This is a genomic window from Arthrobacter sp. (assembly GCF_031179985.1).
Taxonomy (GTDB): Bacteria; Actinomycetota; Actinomycetes; order Actinomycetales; family Micrococcaceae; genus Arthrobacter.
In genome coordinates this window covers 63741-79481 of record NZ_JAPSHJ010000018.1, presented here as the reverse complement: position 1 = coordinate 79481, position 15741 = coordinate 63741, and the positions used below count along the sequence as shown (strand labels likewise).

14 protein-coding genes and 1 riboswitch are annotated in these 15741 nt (G+C 63.7%); of the genes, 5 read left to right on the top strand and 9 right to left on the bottom strand.

The annotated features are described in order from the left end of the window. Window positions 1-275 precede the first annotated feature (275 nt). Genes RIN13_RS10695 through RIN13_RS10685 form a run of 3 tightly spaced genes read right to left on the bottom strand, consistent with a single transcriptional unit; the run spans window position 276 to window position 3510 of the window. A complete protein-coding gene (locus RIN13_RS10695; RefSeq protein ID WP_309107315.1) occupies window positions 276-590 on the bottom strand; it encodes a Rieske (2Fe-2S) protein in 315 nt (104 codons plus the stop codon). A gap of 59 nt (window positions 591-649) precedes the next feature. Next, window positions 650-3163, bottom strand: coding sequence for a nitrite reductase large subunit NirB (gene nirB, locus RIN13_RS10690; RefSeq protein ID WP_309107314.1), 2514 nt, complete (start codon window positions 3161-3163; stop codon window positions 650-652). Continuing rightward, entirely contained in the window at window positions 3163-3510 is a 348-nt protein-coding gene (locus RIN13_RS10685) for a molybdopterin oxidoreductase (protein ID WP_309107313.1), read from the bottom strand. The genes nirB and RIN13_RS10685 overlap by 1 nt, the downstream gene beginning before the upstream one ends. A 442-nt stretch (window positions 3511-3952) precedes the next feature. Between RIN13_RS10685 and RIN13_RS10680 the strand changes: the two genes are divergently transcribed. Next, entirely contained in the window at window positions 3953-5824 is a 1872-nt protein-coding gene (locus RIN13_RS10680; RefSeq protein WP_309107312.1) for a DEAD/DEAH box helicase, read from the top strand. Between the two features lie 111 nt (window positions 5825-5935). On the opposite strand, the gene RIN13_RS10675 is transcribed toward RIN13_RS10680, so the two are convergent. From RIN13_RS10675 to RIN13_RS10650, 6 genes are all read right to left on the bottom strand, one after another. Further along, window positions 5936-6586, bottom strand: a complete 651-nt coding sequence (locus RIN13_RS10675; RefSeq protein WP_309107311.1) for an MBL fold metallo-hydrolase — start codon at window positions 6584-6586, stop codon at window positions 5936-5938. A 3-nt stretch (window positions 6587-6589) separates the two neighbouring features. Next, the gene (locus RIN13_RS10670; RefSeq protein WP_309107310.1) at window positions 6590-7585 is read right to left on the bottom strand and encodes an aldo/keto reductase; all 996 of its coding nucleotides are present in this window, start codon (window positions 7583-7585) and stop codon (window positions 6590-6592) included. Between the two features lie 88 nt (window positions 7586-7673). Next, on the bottom strand, window positions 7674-8300 hold the full coding sequence (locus tag RIN13_RS10665) for a nucleoside/nucleotide kinase family protein (RefSeq protein ID WP_309107309.1): 627 nt from the start codon (window positions 8298-8300) through the stop codon (window positions 7674-7676). A gap of 97 nt (window positions 8301-8397) precedes the next feature. Further along, window positions 8398-8769 carry a multidrug efflux SMR transporter gene (locus RIN13_RS10660; protein ID WP_309107317.1) on the bottom strand — a complete coding sequence of 124 codons (372 nt, stop codon included), beginning with the start codon at window positions 8767-8769 and terminating at the stop codon, window positions 8398-8400. Further along, a complete protein-coding gene (locus tag RIN13_RS10655) occupies window positions 8769-9092 on the bottom strand; it encodes an SMR family transporter (protein ID WP_309107308.1) in 324 nt (107 codons plus the stop codon). Before RIN13_RS10655 ends, RIN13_RS10660 begins: the two co-directional genes overlap by 1 nt. 9 nt (window positions 9093-9101) lie before the next feature. Beyond that, a riboswitch (guanidine-III (ykkC-III) riboswitch) is annotated at window positions 9102-9167 on the bottom strand. A gap of 127 nt (window positions 9168-9294) precedes the next feature. Continuing rightward, on the bottom strand, window positions 9295-10335 hold the full coding sequence (locus tag RIN13_RS10650) for a LacI family DNA-binding transcriptional regulator (RefSeq protein ID WP_309107307.1): 1041 nt from the start codon (window positions 10333-10335) through the stop codon (window positions 9295-9297). Between the two features lie 256 nt (window positions 10336-10591). On the opposite strand from RIN13_RS10650, the gene RIN13_RS10645 reads away from it, so the two are divergent. The 4 genes from RIN13_RS10645 to RIN13_RS10630 all read left to right on the top strand — a co-directional run bounded on the left by RIN13_RS10645 (window position 10592) and on the right by RIN13_RS10630 (window position 15725). Beyond that, window positions 10592-11851, top strand: coding sequence for an extracellular solute-binding protein (locus RIN13_RS10645; protein ID WP_309107306.1), 1260 nt, complete (start codon window positions 10592-10594; stop codon window positions 11849-11851). 29 nt (window positions 11852-11880) lie between these two features. Next, window positions 11881-12849, top strand: coding sequence for a sugar ABC transporter permease (locus tag RIN13_RS10640; RefSeq protein WP_309107305.1), 969 nt, complete (start codon window positions 11881-11883; stop codon window positions 12847-12849). Further along, window positions 12846-13664 carry a carbohydrate ABC transporter permease gene (locus tag RIN13_RS10635; protein ID WP_309107304.1) on the top strand — a complete coding sequence of 273 codons (819 nt, stop codon included), beginning with the start codon at window positions 12846-12848 and terminating at the stop codon, window positions 13662-13664. The genes RIN13_RS10640 and RIN13_RS10635 overlap by 4 nt, the downstream gene beginning before the upstream one ends. Window positions 13665-13781: 117 nt before the next feature. Then, window positions 13782-15725: a beta-L-arabinofuranosidase domain-containing protein gene (locus RIN13_RS10630; protein ID WP_309107303.1), complete on the top strand. Its 1944-nt coding sequence runs from the start codon at window positions 13782-13784 to the stop codon at window positions 15723-15725. The last annotated feature ends 16 nt before the right edge of the window (window positions 15726-15741 follow it).

The following is a 15741-nucleotide window of genomic DNA, read 5'->3' as shown; positions in this document are numbered from 1 at the left end:
ACCGCGATCGGCCGGATGTTCTTCCAGATCCTCGGGTCAATCGCCAGACGGCACCTTGCCCCACTCCGGCGAGAGCCCCACCAAGGAAACCAATTGTAGCTCCAGCGGCAGCGCCGGCACCGCCGCCAGGGACCCCCACAACAGCACCTCCGATCGTGCCAAAAAGGTGGCGAAGAAGGCCGAGCCAGCGAAGACGGCTGACGCCCACTGTCCAGCGGGTTCAGTGCCGCTTCCCAGGGCGCGTTCGGAGCGCCCAATTGCGCTGTGCGGGGTCCTCACTCCAGTTGCAGCATGATGTTCTGGTCCGCGTCTACAAAAACGGGGTAGGTCTGCAGCGGCGGGGCTCCGGTGGTCGAGCATCCCGTATCCAGGGCGAACGCGTGCTGGTGGAGGGGACACAGGACCTCTGTCTGGTCAATGGTGCCGTCTGCAATCGGGCCGCCTCGGTGCGGGCAGACGGCCGAGACAGCGCGAAGGGATCCGTCCCGGAGCCGGAACACCGCAATTTGCTGGTTGTTTACACCGAAGGACCGGCCTTCCCCGGGCGGCACCTGCTCGATCGGCCCGAGCCCGTACAGCTCCCCGCTCACCGCAGCGCCCCCGCTCGCTGGACCGGAAGCCGCTGGACCGGAAATTGACGCACCGGAAGTCATCGGACCGGCACTTGGGGGAGGACCTCAAGCGGAAGCGAGGTGCGGAACTGTCCCGGGGTGAACGGGTCGCCGCGTTCAGTCCAGGGGTCAACGTAATTGTCGACTGACGCCTGCATCGCCGCGTCCAGTTGAGCACCGAGCCCTTCAGAGTCGTCAACAATCACTGAGCGAAGGTGGTCGATGCCTACCCGGGGCACAAATGAGTACGTCCGTTCAAGCCAGTTGGCCCGCTCGCGGTAGTACTGCATAAAGCGGCCCGTCAAAAGCTTCACAGTCTCAGGACTGTCCACCGTGGCCAGCAGATCTCCCTTACGGATGTGGGCCCCCGCAGCGCCGCCGATATAGATTTCCCAGCGGCCGCCGTCGACAGCCACAACGCCGACATCCTTGACCAAGGACTCGGCGCAGTTCCGGGGACAGCCTGAGACTGCCAGTTTCAGCTTCGCGGGGGATTCGATCCCTTGGAACCTGGATTCGATCTCGATGCCAAGCTTGGTTGAGTCGCCGGTTCCGTAGCGGCAGAAATCCTTCCCAACACACGTCTTCACGGTCCTGAAGCTCTTGCCGTATGCGTAACCGGAGGGCATGTCCAGGTCAGCCCAGACTTTCGGGAGGTCCTCTTTCCGGATCCCCAGGAGGTCGATCCGCTGCCCACCGGTCAGCTTTACCATCGGAACGCTGTACTTGTCCGCGACGTGGGCAATCCGGCGGAGCTGGTCCGGCGTCGTAACCCCGCCTTTCATTTGGGGCACCACCGAGAAGGTGCCGTCGCGCTGAATGTTGGCGTGGACACGGTCGTTGATGAACCGGGCATCGCGCTCATCGATGTATCGGTCCGCCCACATCATCTTCAGCAGCGATGCCAGGCCCATCTTCGACTTCGCGTCCTCCGCACCGCCCGGGGCCAGTGCAGCAAAGACCGCAGAGACGGAGCGGAGTCCCTGCTGCCGGATGGCCTTCATCAACGCGGCCTTCTCCAGCGGCACCCCGGGCACGTAGTAGGCGGAAGTTGGATCCTCCGCCACTGAGCCGTCAGCGGCCCATTCCACCACTTGCCGCACCAGCAGTTTGCACGAGCCGCAGCCCTTTCCGGCCCGCGTGGCATCCATTACGCCTGCCACGGTGTTGCAGCCGCCCTTGACAGTTTCCACGATCGCTTTTTTGCTGACGCCGTTGCAGTTGCAGATCTGAGCGTCCGCATCCAGCTCAGCCACAGCCGCTTCTTCGCCGGGTCCGCCGATGTCGAAAAGCAGGGAGACCCGTTCTTCCGGCAGCGGCAGGCCGCGGTCGAACGCCTGGGTCAGGTAGGCCACCTTCCGGCTGTCACCCAGGAGCGTTGCGCCCACGATCTTGCTGTCCCGGATCACTATCGACTTGAAAACACCGCGGCTGGGCTCGGAGAAAACAACGTGCTCGTCAGTGTCACGCTCCGGGGCCTGCAGCCCCATGGAGGCGACGTCGACACCGGCCACCTTGAGTTTGGTGGCGGTCCGGGAACCGAGATAGGCCGACGACGGATCAGCCCCCGTGACGTGGTCGGCCAGCACGGCGGCCTGCTCCCACACCGGTACCACCAGCCCATACACTTCGCCGCGGTGCTGGACGCACTCGCCGACTGCGTAGATCTCGTCCTCGTCCGGTACCCGCATCTGGTCATCAACAACAATCGCGCGCTCCACCGGCAGCCCGCTGGTGACGGCGACGTCTACGTTGGGGCGGATCCCCGCGGCAACTACCACCATGTCGCACGCGATGTCCGGCTTATCCCGGAGCTGGACGCCCTGCACTTTGTCCGTTCCCAGGATTGCTGTTGTCCGGCTGTTGGTGTGGACTTTGATTCCCAGGGCCTCGACGCTGCGCCGCAGGACGGCGCCTCCGTCCGGACCCATCTGCGTATTCAGCAGGTGCCCGCCCGAGTGAACCACTTCGACGTCGATACCGTGGCTTTGAAGACCGCGTGCGGCTTCCAGGCCGAGCAGGCCGCCGCCGATTACCACGGCACGGTGATGATGATCCTGTTGGGCGTACGCCACCATGTTTTGGGTGTCGTCGATGGTGCGGAAAGCGAAGATCCCCGGCCGCAGTAGTCCGCCCGCGGTGTACAGCCCGTCCACCGCGGGCATGAACGAGCGGCTGCCTGTGGCAATGATCAGGACGTCATAGGGGGTGGCCCTGCCGTCGTCGGAAAATACCAGCTTGGCGAAGCGGTCGATCCTTTCCACCCGGATTCCTGCGTGAAGGGTGATGTTGTTTTCCTGGTACCAGGCCAGGGAGTTGAGGAAGATGTCACCGGCATCCTCGTCACCGGACAGAACGTGGCTGAGCATGATGCGGTTGTAGTTGCCGTAGGGTTCGTCGCCGAACATGGTGATCCTGTGCTGGGCGCCCCCGCCGCGGGCCAGGATCTCCTCCACGGCCCGGGCCCCGGCCATGCCGTTGCCGATCACCACAAGCCGGCGGCGGGAGTCCTTGCTTGCAGACCGGGCGGTCCTGCTGGCCATGGCAGTCATCAGTGCTCCACCATGCCCAGGTCCACCACCACTGAGCCAGTGACACCTGTATCCGCCAGCAGCCTCAACTCGATCAGCGAACCGCCGTCGATGTCCTCTACTACGCGCAGGGGTACATGCACGTCGCCTTTTGCTCCGATCGGGAAGTACCGCAAGGGGATGCCGTCCCTCATAAGCGCTACGGTGATCAGCTCGGGAGAGGAGTTGCCACCGCGGAAGTAGAGAATCTGGTTGATCACGCCGTCGGGAACGAAGTGGGAGAGCTGGCTGTGGATGGGGACGGGTTTATCCAACCCGGCTCCCACAAAGGGGAAAATGCCTTGGAGGAAGAGGTTCTTCAGATTCATGGTCGGACCCTTTCGGCAAAGTGGTGCACTTTTCCCGGCATAGGGCCATCCTGCGCTCGCCGTGTTACAGCCTTCTGCGGGCTGTGTAATTTCCGCTTAACACCTTTCTCACCAAAGCCCTTCTCACCACAGCCCGTTGGCGGCGATGCAGGGCAAAGCCCAGCCGGATGCTAAGCTGGTGGAACTTGATGTGCAGTGATGCCCACTTTTGAACCGGTTCATCAACCGGTTCCCCGAAGGATTTATCCGGAAGGGAGTGGGTTTTTTCATGTGAGAGGCACATCCTGCGTCGATGAACGCGTTCTATTTGGTCCCGACTTCCGCCCTTGCAATATGGCAGCAGCCTGGTTGATCACCTGACTTTTCTTCGGCGAACCCCTGAGCCAACCGGCGTCGGGGGCCGATATCCACATGGATACCGCCTGAAAGACCTTTGAAACACATGACTACTTTCGCTGCCCTCGGCACGCCCAAAGCACTCGCCGACACCCTGACAGCCCAGGGGATCGTGGAACCGTTCCCCATCCAGGTCAAGACCCTTCCGGACACCCTGGCCGGACGCGACGTCCTTGGCCGCGGCCGCACCGGCTCCGGCAAGACCATTGCCTTCGCTATCCCGCTTGTAGCAAGACTCGCTGAGCGGGAAGCCAAGCACTTCCGCAAGCCCGGCCGCCCCATGGGCCTGGTTCTTGCACCCACCCGTGAGCTGGCCACCCAGATCAACGCAACCATCGAGCCGCTTGCCAAGGCTGCCGGCCTGAATACCACCGTGATTTACGGCGGCATCTCCCAGGCGCGCCAGGAGAAGGCACTCCGCGCCGGGGTCGACATCGTCATCGCCTGCCCGGGCCGCCTCGAGGACCTGATCCGCCAGCGCATCCTGACCCTTGAAGCCGTCGAGATCACCGTGCTGGACGAGGCCGACCATATGGCTGACCTCGGCTTCCTGCCCGTCGTCAAGAAGCTCATGGACATGACCCCGAGCCAGGGCCAGCGCCTGCTGTTCTCCGCCACGCTGGACAACGGTGTGGACAAGATCGTCCAGCGTTACCTGTCCAACCCCCTGACGCACTCCGTTGACGATCCGCAGGCCGCCGTGACCACCATGGAGCACCACGTGCTGGTGGTCAACGACCAGACCGTCAAGAAGCAGCTGATCGTTGAGCTCGCCTCGGGATCCGGCCGCCGCGTGCTCTTCATGCGCACCAAGCACCACGCCCGCAAGCTTGCCAAGACCCTGACCGATGCCGGCATCCCCGCCGTCGATCTTCACGGCAACCTGTCGCAGAACGCCCGTGACCGCAACCTCGCCGAGTTCTCCAACGGCGACGTCCGCGTCCTGGTGGCCACCGACGTCGCCGCCCGCGGTGTCCACGTGGACGACGTCGAACTGGTCATCCACGTTGACCCGCCCACCGAGCACAAGGCGTACCTGCACCGTTCAGGCCGTACGGCCCGCGCGGGTTCGGACGGAACTGTGGTTACGCTGACCCTGCCCGAGCAGCAGTCGGACGTCAAGAAGCTGATGAAGGCTGCCGGCGTCGAGGTCAACTTCGAGCGCGTTACCGCCAACTCACCCCTGGTTGCTGAACTGGTGGGCGAAATGGCCGACAAGATCGATCCCCGCACCCGCGCAGCTCTCCTTGCTGCCAAGGCGCAGCAGCAGGGCGGCGGCACCTCCACCGGTGCCAACGCCGAACGAAAGCGCGCCCGCCGCTCCACCCAGGGTTCTCCCACTGCCGGTGGCCGTGGCGGCCGTGGCGGACGCGGACGCGTTTCAGCTGAGGCGCCCCGCACGGACCTGCCCCGCGCCGAGCGTCGTGCTGTGGCCTATGAAGGCCAGGCCGCTGCCCGCAATGCTGCGGAGCGCGTCACCGAGCGCAACGAGGACCGCCTGGACGCCGAGCGCGCTGCCCGTCGCAGCGCCCGCACCCGGACGTCTGCGTACAACTCACACCGCAACGACGTTCCCGCGGCAGGTGGCCGTGCAGCGGCTGGCCGCGGATCCGACGGACGCGCTGCTGATACCCGTGGCGGCGCAGCCCGCTCCGGCGCAACAGGTGGCCAGCGTGGCGGACGTCCGGCAACCGGTCAGCGTGCTGCCGGAACCGGTCAGCGTGCCGCTGCCGGCGCCAAGTCAGGCGGAAACGCTGCTGTTTGGTCCTCGAACACTGGCGGCACATCCGGCGGATCCTACTCAGGTGGCGGCAACGGAGGCTCGAAGTCCGGCGGCAACGGCGGCTCAGGCCGTCCGGCGCGCAGCGGCCCCCGTCGCGCCTCGGCTCCGGCATCGAACGAACGCCGCGGCCGCTAAGGCCCTGACTTTACAGATATCCGCGACAGAATCGGACGGCCGCACCCTGGATCCAGGGTGCGGCCGTCCTTTTTCGTAGCGCGTCTCAACGTCCGGGCGCCACCCGGGCCGTCACCAGCCGCGGGCGCGCCACTCTTCCAGGTGTGGGCGTTCGGCACCAAGGGTAGTGGGTTTGCCGTGGCCTGGGTGCACCACGGTGTCATCCGGGTACATGGCAAACAGCCGCTCGGTAACGTCAGTGATCAGCTGGTTGAACCGCTCGGCGTCCTTCTGGGTGTTGCCCACCCCGCCCGGAAACAGGGAATCGCCCGAGAAGATGTGGGCCGGTCCCTTCGGGTCCTGGTACACCAGCGCCACCGAGCCCGGCGTGTGCCCGCGCAGGTGCACGGCCGCCACATCGAAGCCATCGAAGTTGCCGACGTCCCCATGGTCCAGCAGCACATCGACGGGCACGGGCAGCTCCGGAGCATCATCCGTTCCGGCCGCTGTTTTTGCACCGGTGGTTTTCACGAGCTCCGGAAGCGCCCGGACGTGGTCCCAATGCTGGTGGGTGGTGGCGATCAGCGTCAGCTTGGGTGCGGCAGCAGTATCGGCGGCCGCGTCAGAGAGCAGGTTCAGGATCGCAGGCAGGTCATCCGCGGCATCGATCAACAGCTGCGCGCCGGACTTCTTGGCGGTGAGCAGATATACATTGTTGTCCATCTCGCTGACGGAAATGCGGCGGATGGTGATGTCCCTGAGTGAGTGAATCAGCGAGTCCATGCGCTATTCACGCCCCTGCGATACCCACTTCGGGTCAGCGGACCGGGAGCCGACGACGGCGTCCGCAGCGGCGTCGAGCGTCTCCAGTTGTGATGGGGTGAAGTTCAGAGAAAGCGCCCCCAGGTTCTCGTCAATCCGGTGCGCCTTCCGGGTACCAGGGATCGGCACGACCGGAATGCCGAGACGCCGACCGTGGGCGAGCAGCCAGGCGAGGGCAACCTGAGCGGCAGTTGCTCCGAGCTCCCCGGCAACAGACTGCACGGCCGCCACTACCCCTTGGTTGGCGTCAGCTGCATCCTCAGCGAAACGGGGGATCCGCCGCCGGAAGTCAGTGTCGGACAGCTGGGTAGCGTCCACGGTTCCGGTCAGGAACCCGCGTCCGAGGGGTGAGTAGGGGACAAAGCCCACTCCAAGCTCGGCAGCAGTGGGGACAACGTTCCTTTCCACGTCGCGGCTCCAGATGGACCATTCACTCTGGACTGCCGCGATGGGGTGGATGTTGTTGGCTTCCCGCAACTCAGCGGCGGTCACCTCGGACAAGCCCAGGTGCAGGACCTTACCCTCGCGCACCAGCTCCGCCATGGCCTCAATGGTTTCCGCTAGCGGAACGCTGAGGTCGCGGCGGTGCATGTAGTAAAGGTCGATGGTGTCCGTGCCCAGGCGGCGGAGGCTGTCTTCCACCGCTTGCTTGATATAGGCGGCATCCCCTCGTATGCCGGTGTAACCATCGTGCGGGTTCCCGACAATGCCGAACTTGGTGGCGAGCTGGACTTCACCCCGCCGCTCGGCCAGCAGTTGCGCGATCAGTTCCTCATTGCTGCCTGCGCCGTAGACATCTGCGGTGTCAATGAAGCTGACTCCCGCATCCACAGCGTGATGAAGGGTACGTAACGCGTCGCCTTGATCCACTTCTCCGTAAACCGGCGTCAACGCCATCCCGCCAAATCCCAGTGGGCTGACCTTAAGGCCGTCGCCGAGCTCTACTGATGCTGCAGTCATGATGCGCTCCGTTCGCTGCTCTGAAGTGTTGTCCCAGCCAAGAACCCCGCGGCCGGTCAAGGTATTCCGTCATCGTAGGAGGCGTCCCTTAGGACCAGCTGATGATCCGGTCCGCAAAGGCCTTCGTTTTTTCGATCAGCTCTGCATTGGCCTGGTCAGAACCGCCAGCCCACGCTTCCGCCGCGCTCCGTTCCTTGCCGAACAGCACGTGACGTTCCACAAGCCGCGACATCCGGATGCTGGCCGGCACCTCAATGAACCAGACCTCGTCCAGTTGTGCCCTGACCTCCCGCCATTGCGGGTGGTCCGCGAGCAGATAGTTTCCCTCGGTAATCACCAGGGGAAGCGCCGCAGGAATGGCGATGGAAGCCGCCACGGGTTCGTCAATGGAACGCCGGAAGTCCGGGGCATAAACCACGTCCTCATCCCGCCGCCTGAGCCGCTGCAGCAGCGAAAGATAACCGCCGACGTCGAACGTATCAATGGCGCCCTTGCGATGCTTCAGGGGCGTACCGTCGATAATCGCGTTGCCCAGGTGGAAGCCGTCCATGGGAACCACCACGGCGGTTTTGGGACCGAAGGCGTCCTGGAGGTAGGCGGCAAACGTGGACTTGCCCACTCCCGGGGAGCCTGTGATGCCCAGCAGGGTCCTGTTCCCTGCTTCGATCCGGTGGCGCAACGTATCCACTGCCAGCACAATTTCGGGAGAATCCATGGCAAAATCCTAGTGCTCCGGACGCTCCAGCCCAGTTGCTGTCCGCCGCCTGCCCCTGGAGCGGCGCGCCTTTCGCAACACGCCGTCAGGGGCTCGACTAACTGGGCGGGAGCGCTTCCGGGTCCGCCGAACCATGGCCTGGCAGCATCTTCAGGCCCGCCGCACAGGCAACGATTCCCGCGATGAACAGCAACTTGAGCGGACTGGCCGGTTCGACGCCGGTGGCCATCGCCCACCCAACGGTCAGGGCCGCACCGATTCCCACCCAAACCGCGTAGGCCGTCCCCAGCGGAATCTGCTTCACGGCCAGGCCGAGGCCGAGCATGCTCAGGGTTGCCGTGGCTGCGAAAACCATGGTGGGCAGGGGCCTGGTGAAGCCGTCAGATAAGCCAAGGGCGGTGGCCCACACGGCTTCGAGAACGGCCGAAGCCAGTAGGACACCCCAGGCAATTGCGGCTTTCGAGAGCATCACGCCACCACTTTCAGGCCGACGACACAGGCTGCAATCCCGCCGAGCAGCAGGAGCCGCGCCGCCGTCGCCTGTTCCACTTTGGTGATGATCGCGTAGGCGCTGGTCAGCACAACTCCCACGCCCACCCAGACCGCATAAGCAGTGCCGGTGGGGATGGATTGCATGGCAATTGCCAGTCCACCGGTACTCGCGATGACGGAGACCAGGAACAGCAGGGCGGGAAGAGTCCGACGGCGGCCTGTGGCTTGGAAGGTCCGGTGCAGGGCAGCGGCCCAAACGGCCTCAAGCGCACCGGAGAGGATAAGAATTATCCAAGACATGACAGTTCCTTTGGCCAGTCTTGTCGCGTGCCGGGTACTGAACCGTCGTCCGGAGGGTCCGGTGCGGACCCTTCATTCCAGCCTAGCAACGCCCGACGCCGGCGGGCCAGTTTTCGTGGCCAACCTCACCACCCGCTCCCTTAGCCTCCTCGGCGTCCAGATCCCTGTTTCCTGCTGGGACCTTGGCCCTTGGATCGCTCTGCTATGCGCCGGGATTTCCCGCGCCGCGAGCGAGGCTGGCGGTGGATTCGCGCGGAATGAGTTGGACGGGTAACCGGTGATTTCCTGTACGCGGCTTTCCCGAGATGGCGGCCTGGAGTTCCTCCGCCACTGCCCGGCCCATCTCTTCGAGGTTCATGTCCACTGTGGTCAGGGGCGGCTGGGATGTGGTGCTGAACAGCTCCCAGTTATCGAAGCCCACCACCGCGACGTCGTGTGGTACGGATATTCCGCCATTTCGCAGTTCGTCCACGACGCCGCGGGCGATTTGGTCGCTGCCGCAGAAGATCCCGTCCACGGGCAGCCCGGAATTGAGCAGCGCCTGCACGCCTTGACGGCCCCACCGTTCACTCCAGTCCCCGTACAGCACTTCGCCGGTGACCAGCCCCAGCCCGTGGTTCTTGAGGGTTTCCACCGCCGCGTCCCCACGTTCGGTGGCTGCGTCATAGCGGGGTTCGCCGTTGAGCATCGCAATGTTTCTCCGGCCGCGGGCCACCAGATGGTCGATGGCCAGCCGGGCACCCATGGCGTTATCCGGCGTGTAGGAACAATCGGTTTCCACAACGGAGGGTGTGTAGGCGTACACCACGGGGACGGGGACGTCAGCAGAGATTGATTGGCGGGGATTGGCGTCTGCACCCAGGACGATGATGCCATCCACGCGCTTGGCAACCAGCGTCTGCAGGAGGAACTGTTCCCGGACCCTGTCGTTGCGTGCGTCGCTGATGATCACGGACGTGGAGCCGGCGCCGAACGCCTCCTCCACGCCCATCAGGATGGGCAGGACGAACCTGCTCGATAAGTCTGCAGTGAGCACTCCGATGGTTCCTGTGACCGGAAAGTTGAGCGCCTGCGCAAACGGATTGGGCGTGAATCTCAGCTGTTCGGCGGCGTCAAGCACCCGCTTGCGTGTGGCCTCGTTGACGTGGTGCCTGCCGTTGAGCGCCTTCGACGCGGTTGCCACCGAAACGCCGGCTGCCGCCGCCACATCGATAAGTACCGGCCGTTTGCTGGTCTTCGCCATCACGTCCCCTTTGCATTCGTCATCTCCATCCTTGCACAAACGGAAAAGTTTCGGGAAATGATCAAGCATCCTTTCGCAGCCATTTCGGAAAGCGCTGGACTGACCGTTGACCAGCGCCATTTTCACTGGTACGTTTTCGGGCAGAAACTAGTTTCGGAATTTTCGGAAAGCGAAGGCTCCGGTCTTGTGGAAATTGGCGGAACAGTCGGTCTTGCAGTCAGCAGTCATCTTTCAACGGAGAAAAGGACAACCAGCCGTGTCGAAAAAATTTACCCAGATAGCCATTGCCACTGTGGGGGCGTTGTCCCTGGCTTTAGCTGCCACCGGTTGCTCAGGAACAACCGGACAGGCAACAGCCTCCCAGGAGGGCGGCGGAAGCTTCACTGTCTGGGATCCCTATCCCCAGCATGAAGCGTCATCGGCCTGGGCCAAGCGGATCGACAAGTGCGGACAGGAAGCCGGCGTCACCATTGCCCGCACGGCCTACGACACCCAGGCTCTTACCAACCAGGCACTCCTCGCCGCGCAGGAGGGCAAGTCCGCCGATGTAATCCTGCTGGACAACCCTGCAGTTTCCACCCTGGCTGAAACCGGGGCGCTGGTGGACATGAAGACCGCGGGCCTGGATACCTCAGCCATCGAACCGAACCTGCTCGCGGCCGGTGAGCTGGACGGCGAGACATTCGGCATCCCGGTAGGCGCCAACACCTTGGCCCTTTATTACAACAAGGACATTCTGGCCCAAGCCGGCGTTGACCCCGCTTCCATCACCAGCTGGGATTCACTAACCGCAGCCTTGCAAAGCATCAAGGGTTCCGGGCACAAGGGCATTACCTTCGCCGGTATTGGCACCGAGGAAGGCTCCTTCCAATTCCTGCCGTTCTTCTGGGGCTCCGGGGCGAAGCTGAGCGCTCTTGATTCAACCGAAGCGGTCAGCGCGCTTGACCTGTGGAGCTCGTGGGTCAAGGACGGGCTGGCGCCCAACTCGGTGATCAACAACTCTCAGAACACGACGTGGGAGGAGTTCCTCACCGGTGACTTCGGTTTCGTGGTCAACGGCACCTGGCAGGTCAACAGCGCCGCAAAGGCCGGCTTCGCCACCGGCTACATCCCCATTCCGTCCAAGGCCGGTGGCGTGGCGCCAGCCCCTACCGGCGGCGAATTCTTGCTCATGCCCGTCCAGAAGGATGAAAGCCGCTACGCAACGTCGACAAAGATCGTGGAGTGCATGAGCACCACTGAGGGTCAGGTGGAAACTGCCAACACGTTCGCCTACTACATCCCTGCGACAGTCCCGGGCCAGGAGCTGCTGCTGAAGGAACACCCGGAGCTGAAGGTATGGGTGGAGGCGGTAAACGAGGCCAAGGGCCGTACCAGCGACAACCTGGGCACGGACTACCCCGTGATCTCGGAACAACTCTGGACCGCCGTCCAGAATTCCCTCAGCGGCGCCCAGTCATCCCAGGATGCGCTCAAGGCCGCCCAGCAGAAAGCCGCGGCCGCCACCGGCAAATAGCCCGGGGCCAGCAACATGGAACGGACAAGATGATGACTGTGACCCACACGGCTGAGAGCCGGCCGGACGTGGGGGAGAAGGCGGACGCTGCAGTGCCGGGAAACCGGCGGCAGCGTTCGCTTGGCCCCCGTACCGCGGCAGCGCTTTTCGCCGCACCACTGCTGGTGTACCTGCTCGTGTTCTACGCGTTCCCGCTGTACCGGAACATTGAACTGAGCCTTCACGATTACACCCTCCGGGCTTTTGTGCAGGGCAAGGCTGAGTTTGTGGGCTTCGACAACTACCTCGCCGTTTTCAGCAGCAGCACCTTCATAACAGCTTTCACCAACACGGCGGTGTTCACCGCAGTTTCCCTGGTGTTCCAGTACGCCCTGGGTCTTGCCCTTGCAGTGTTTTTCAGGAGCAGCTTCCGACTCTCCTCGGTGTTGAGGGGCCTGTTCCTTATCCCGTGGCTGCTGCCGCTCATCGTGTCCGCATCCGCCTGGTCCTGGATGCTGAACAGCGACAACGGGATAGTCAACGCGGCGCTGGTGGGACTGGGTCTCGAACCGCTCAACTGGCTGACCAGCCCAGGGCTGGCTCTGACATCGGTTATCATCGCCAACATCTGGCTTGGCATCCCCTTCAACCTGGTGATCCTCTACTCGGGACTGCAGAACATACCCAAGGACTACTATGAGGCGGCTGCACTGGATGGTGCTTCCTCGTGGAAGCAGTTCTGGAGCATCACGTTCCCGCTCCTTCGGCCGGTCACCGCCATCACGCTCCTCCTGGGCCTGGTCTACACGCTGAAAGTGGTGGACATCATTTGGATCATGACCTCCGGTGGACCCGGGGACACATCCACCACGTTCGCTACGTGGTCCTACCGTGAAGCCTTCGGCACCGGGACGCCGGACTTCAGCCCCGCCGCGACAGTAGGCAACCTATTGATTCTGATAGCTCTCGCCTTTGGCCTGCTTTACCTTCGGGTACAGAAAAACCAGGAGGAATCATGACCGCAACACGGACCTGGTGGAAAACGGGCCTCGGGCTCATCTTCACTGCTCTGATGCTGTTCCCGGTCTATTGGATTGTGAACGTGTCCTTTACCCGGACTTCGGATCTGCGGAAATCGCCACCCAGCCTGCTGCCGCTGAACCCAACGCTGGAAGGCTACACCGCGGCCCTGAACCAACAACTGCCGCACCTGACCACAAGCCTGATCCTCGGCGTCGCCACCGTAGTCCTGACCCTGGTTATCGCTGCGCCGGCCGGCTATGCCATGTCCCTCCTGGTGTTGCCCGGGCGCAACGCGCTGGGCTTCGTCCTCCTTGTGGCGCAAATGATCCCTGCGGTGGTGATGGCCATGGGGTTCTACGCTATATACCTACGGCTGGACCTGCTCAATACGCTGCCAGGCCTGATACTGGCAAATTCCACGGTGGCTGTGCCGTTCGCGGTTCTGCTCTTCCGGGCATTCATGTCCGGGATCCCCCGCGAACTGATCCAGGCTGCCCGACTGGACGGTGCGGGCGTGTGGCAGACCTTCACCAAGATTGTGCTGCCCATCAGCAGGAACTCCATCCTGACGGTGTCTCTGTTCGCATTCCTCTGGGCCTGGTCCGACTTCATCTTTGCGTCAACGCTCAATCGCAGCGGTGACCTGATTCCCATCACCCTGGGCATCTACCAGTACATCGGTAACAACACCACCCAATGGAACGCCATCATGGCCACCGCCGTCATTGCATCCGTTCCTGCCGCCATCCTCCTGGTGATCGCCCAGCGCTACGTCGCGGCCGGAGTCACAGCCGGCGCCGTCAAGGACTAGCGCACCCCCGAACATCCCCCAGTGCCACCGCAGCATCGCGCACCGGCCCTTCCGAACCTGCGGCCTGCCCCGGCCTTTGCCTGTCTACACCAACCCATTTACCCCTGGAGATTCCTCGTGACCATCACCAACCTGTCCCTGATCGGCGGTCCAGTCCAGCCCGGCACCGCCACTCTCCGTCCCCTCGGCGCCCATGAGGTCAGGGTGGCAGGCGGCTTCTGGGGTGCACTGGTTGATCTCAATTCGCAGGTCATCCTGGCACACTGCGAAAACTGGATGGAACGCATCGGCTGGATCGCCAACTTCGACCGGGCGGCAGAAGGCACCGTGGCCACGAACCACTCGGGCATCGAGTTCGTGGATTCCGAGGTCTACAAGCTCCTTGAGGCCATGGCTTGGGAACTGGGGCGTGGGCACCAGCAGGACCTGGCGGACAGGTACGCCGCCCTCGTTGCCCGGGTGGCTGCCGCCCAGGACCAGGACGGATACCTCCACACCAGCTTCGGCCGCCCCGGCCAGCGCGACCGGTATTCCGATCTGGAATGGGGACACGAACTGTATTGCTTTGGGCACCTGATCCAGGCGGCAGTCGCGCGCCTGCGCACCGGGCACGACGACAAACTGGTCACTGTGGCCCGCCGGCTGGTTGACCATGTGTACCGGGAGTTCGGCCCTGATGGGCGGCCGGCAGTCTGCGGACACCCGGAGATCGAGCCCGCCCTTGTGGAGTTCGGCCGCGCTACCGGAAGCGCGCAGGCGGTGGAACTGGCGCGGCTGTTCGTGGAACGCCGTGGGACCGGGACGCTGGCCACCATCGAATGGGGCCAGGAATACTTCCAGGACGACATGCCCGTCCGTGACGCCACCGTCCTGCGGGGCCACGCAGTTCGAGCCCTGTACCTCGCTTCCGGGGCGCTTGACGTCGGAACTGAGGCCAATGACCTTGGTCTCATCCATGCCGTTGAACAGCAGTGGGCCAACACGGTGGCCAAGCGGACCTACATTACGGGCGGTATGGGGTCCCACCACCAGGACGAAGCATTCGGCGCCGACTATGAGCTGCCCTCGGACCGCGCCTATTCCGAGACGTGCGCGGGTATCGCCTCTGTGATGCTCAGCTGGCGCCTGTTGCTGCGGACTGGGGATTCGAAGTATGCGGATCTGATGGAACGTACGCTGCTTAACAACGTCCTGGCTTCCCCGCGCGAGGATGGCAGGGGCTTCTTTTACACCAACACCCTCCATCAGCGGACGGCCAGCACGGTTCCGGATGACGACAGCATCAACGTCCGCGCCCTGTCCACCCTCCGGGCGCCCTGGTTCGAGGTTTCCTGCTGCCCCACCAACGTTGCCCGCACCTTGGCCAGCGTGGAGCTCTACTTTGCCACGGCCACTCAGGACGCGGTCCAGATCCACCAGTTCGGCGACATCGACATCCGCACCACCCTGGATGGCGCCGGCGACGTGGCACTCTCAGTGCGCACCGGATATCCCCACGATGGCAGTATCCGGGTTGAGATCCTCGAGACCCCGGACCGCGAGTTCGGAATAGACCTCCGCATCCCCTCATGGGCCACGGACGCCCGGATGAGCCTCAATGGCCAGAACGTTCCAGCGGGCGGAGCCCTTCGGCGTCATTTCCTGGCTGGCGACGTAGTGATCCTGGAACTGCCGATGGATCCGCGCATCACCCACCCTCACCCGCAGATCGACGCCGTCCGCGGCACCGTCGCCGTGGAACGCGGCCCACTGGTCCTGTGCGCAGAGGATGTGGACCTCCCGGCCGGCTACACGGTTAACGACATCGCGTTGGACGCCGCGCACGGCCTGCACACTACCGGCGACGGCCACACTGTGGCGCGCGCACGCCTGCGTCATCCGTCAGCCGCCGACTGGCCCTATACAGATCGTGACGAAACCACCTTAACCGGAATCGTGGACCTGAACCTGGTGCCCTACCACTCATGGGGAAACCGTGGTCCGGCCACCATGCGCGTCTGGATTCCGACAGCAGAGCCAGGTTCCACGATGCCTGCAGCACCAGACGGAAAGGAGAACTGAAAACAGGGCAGTAACC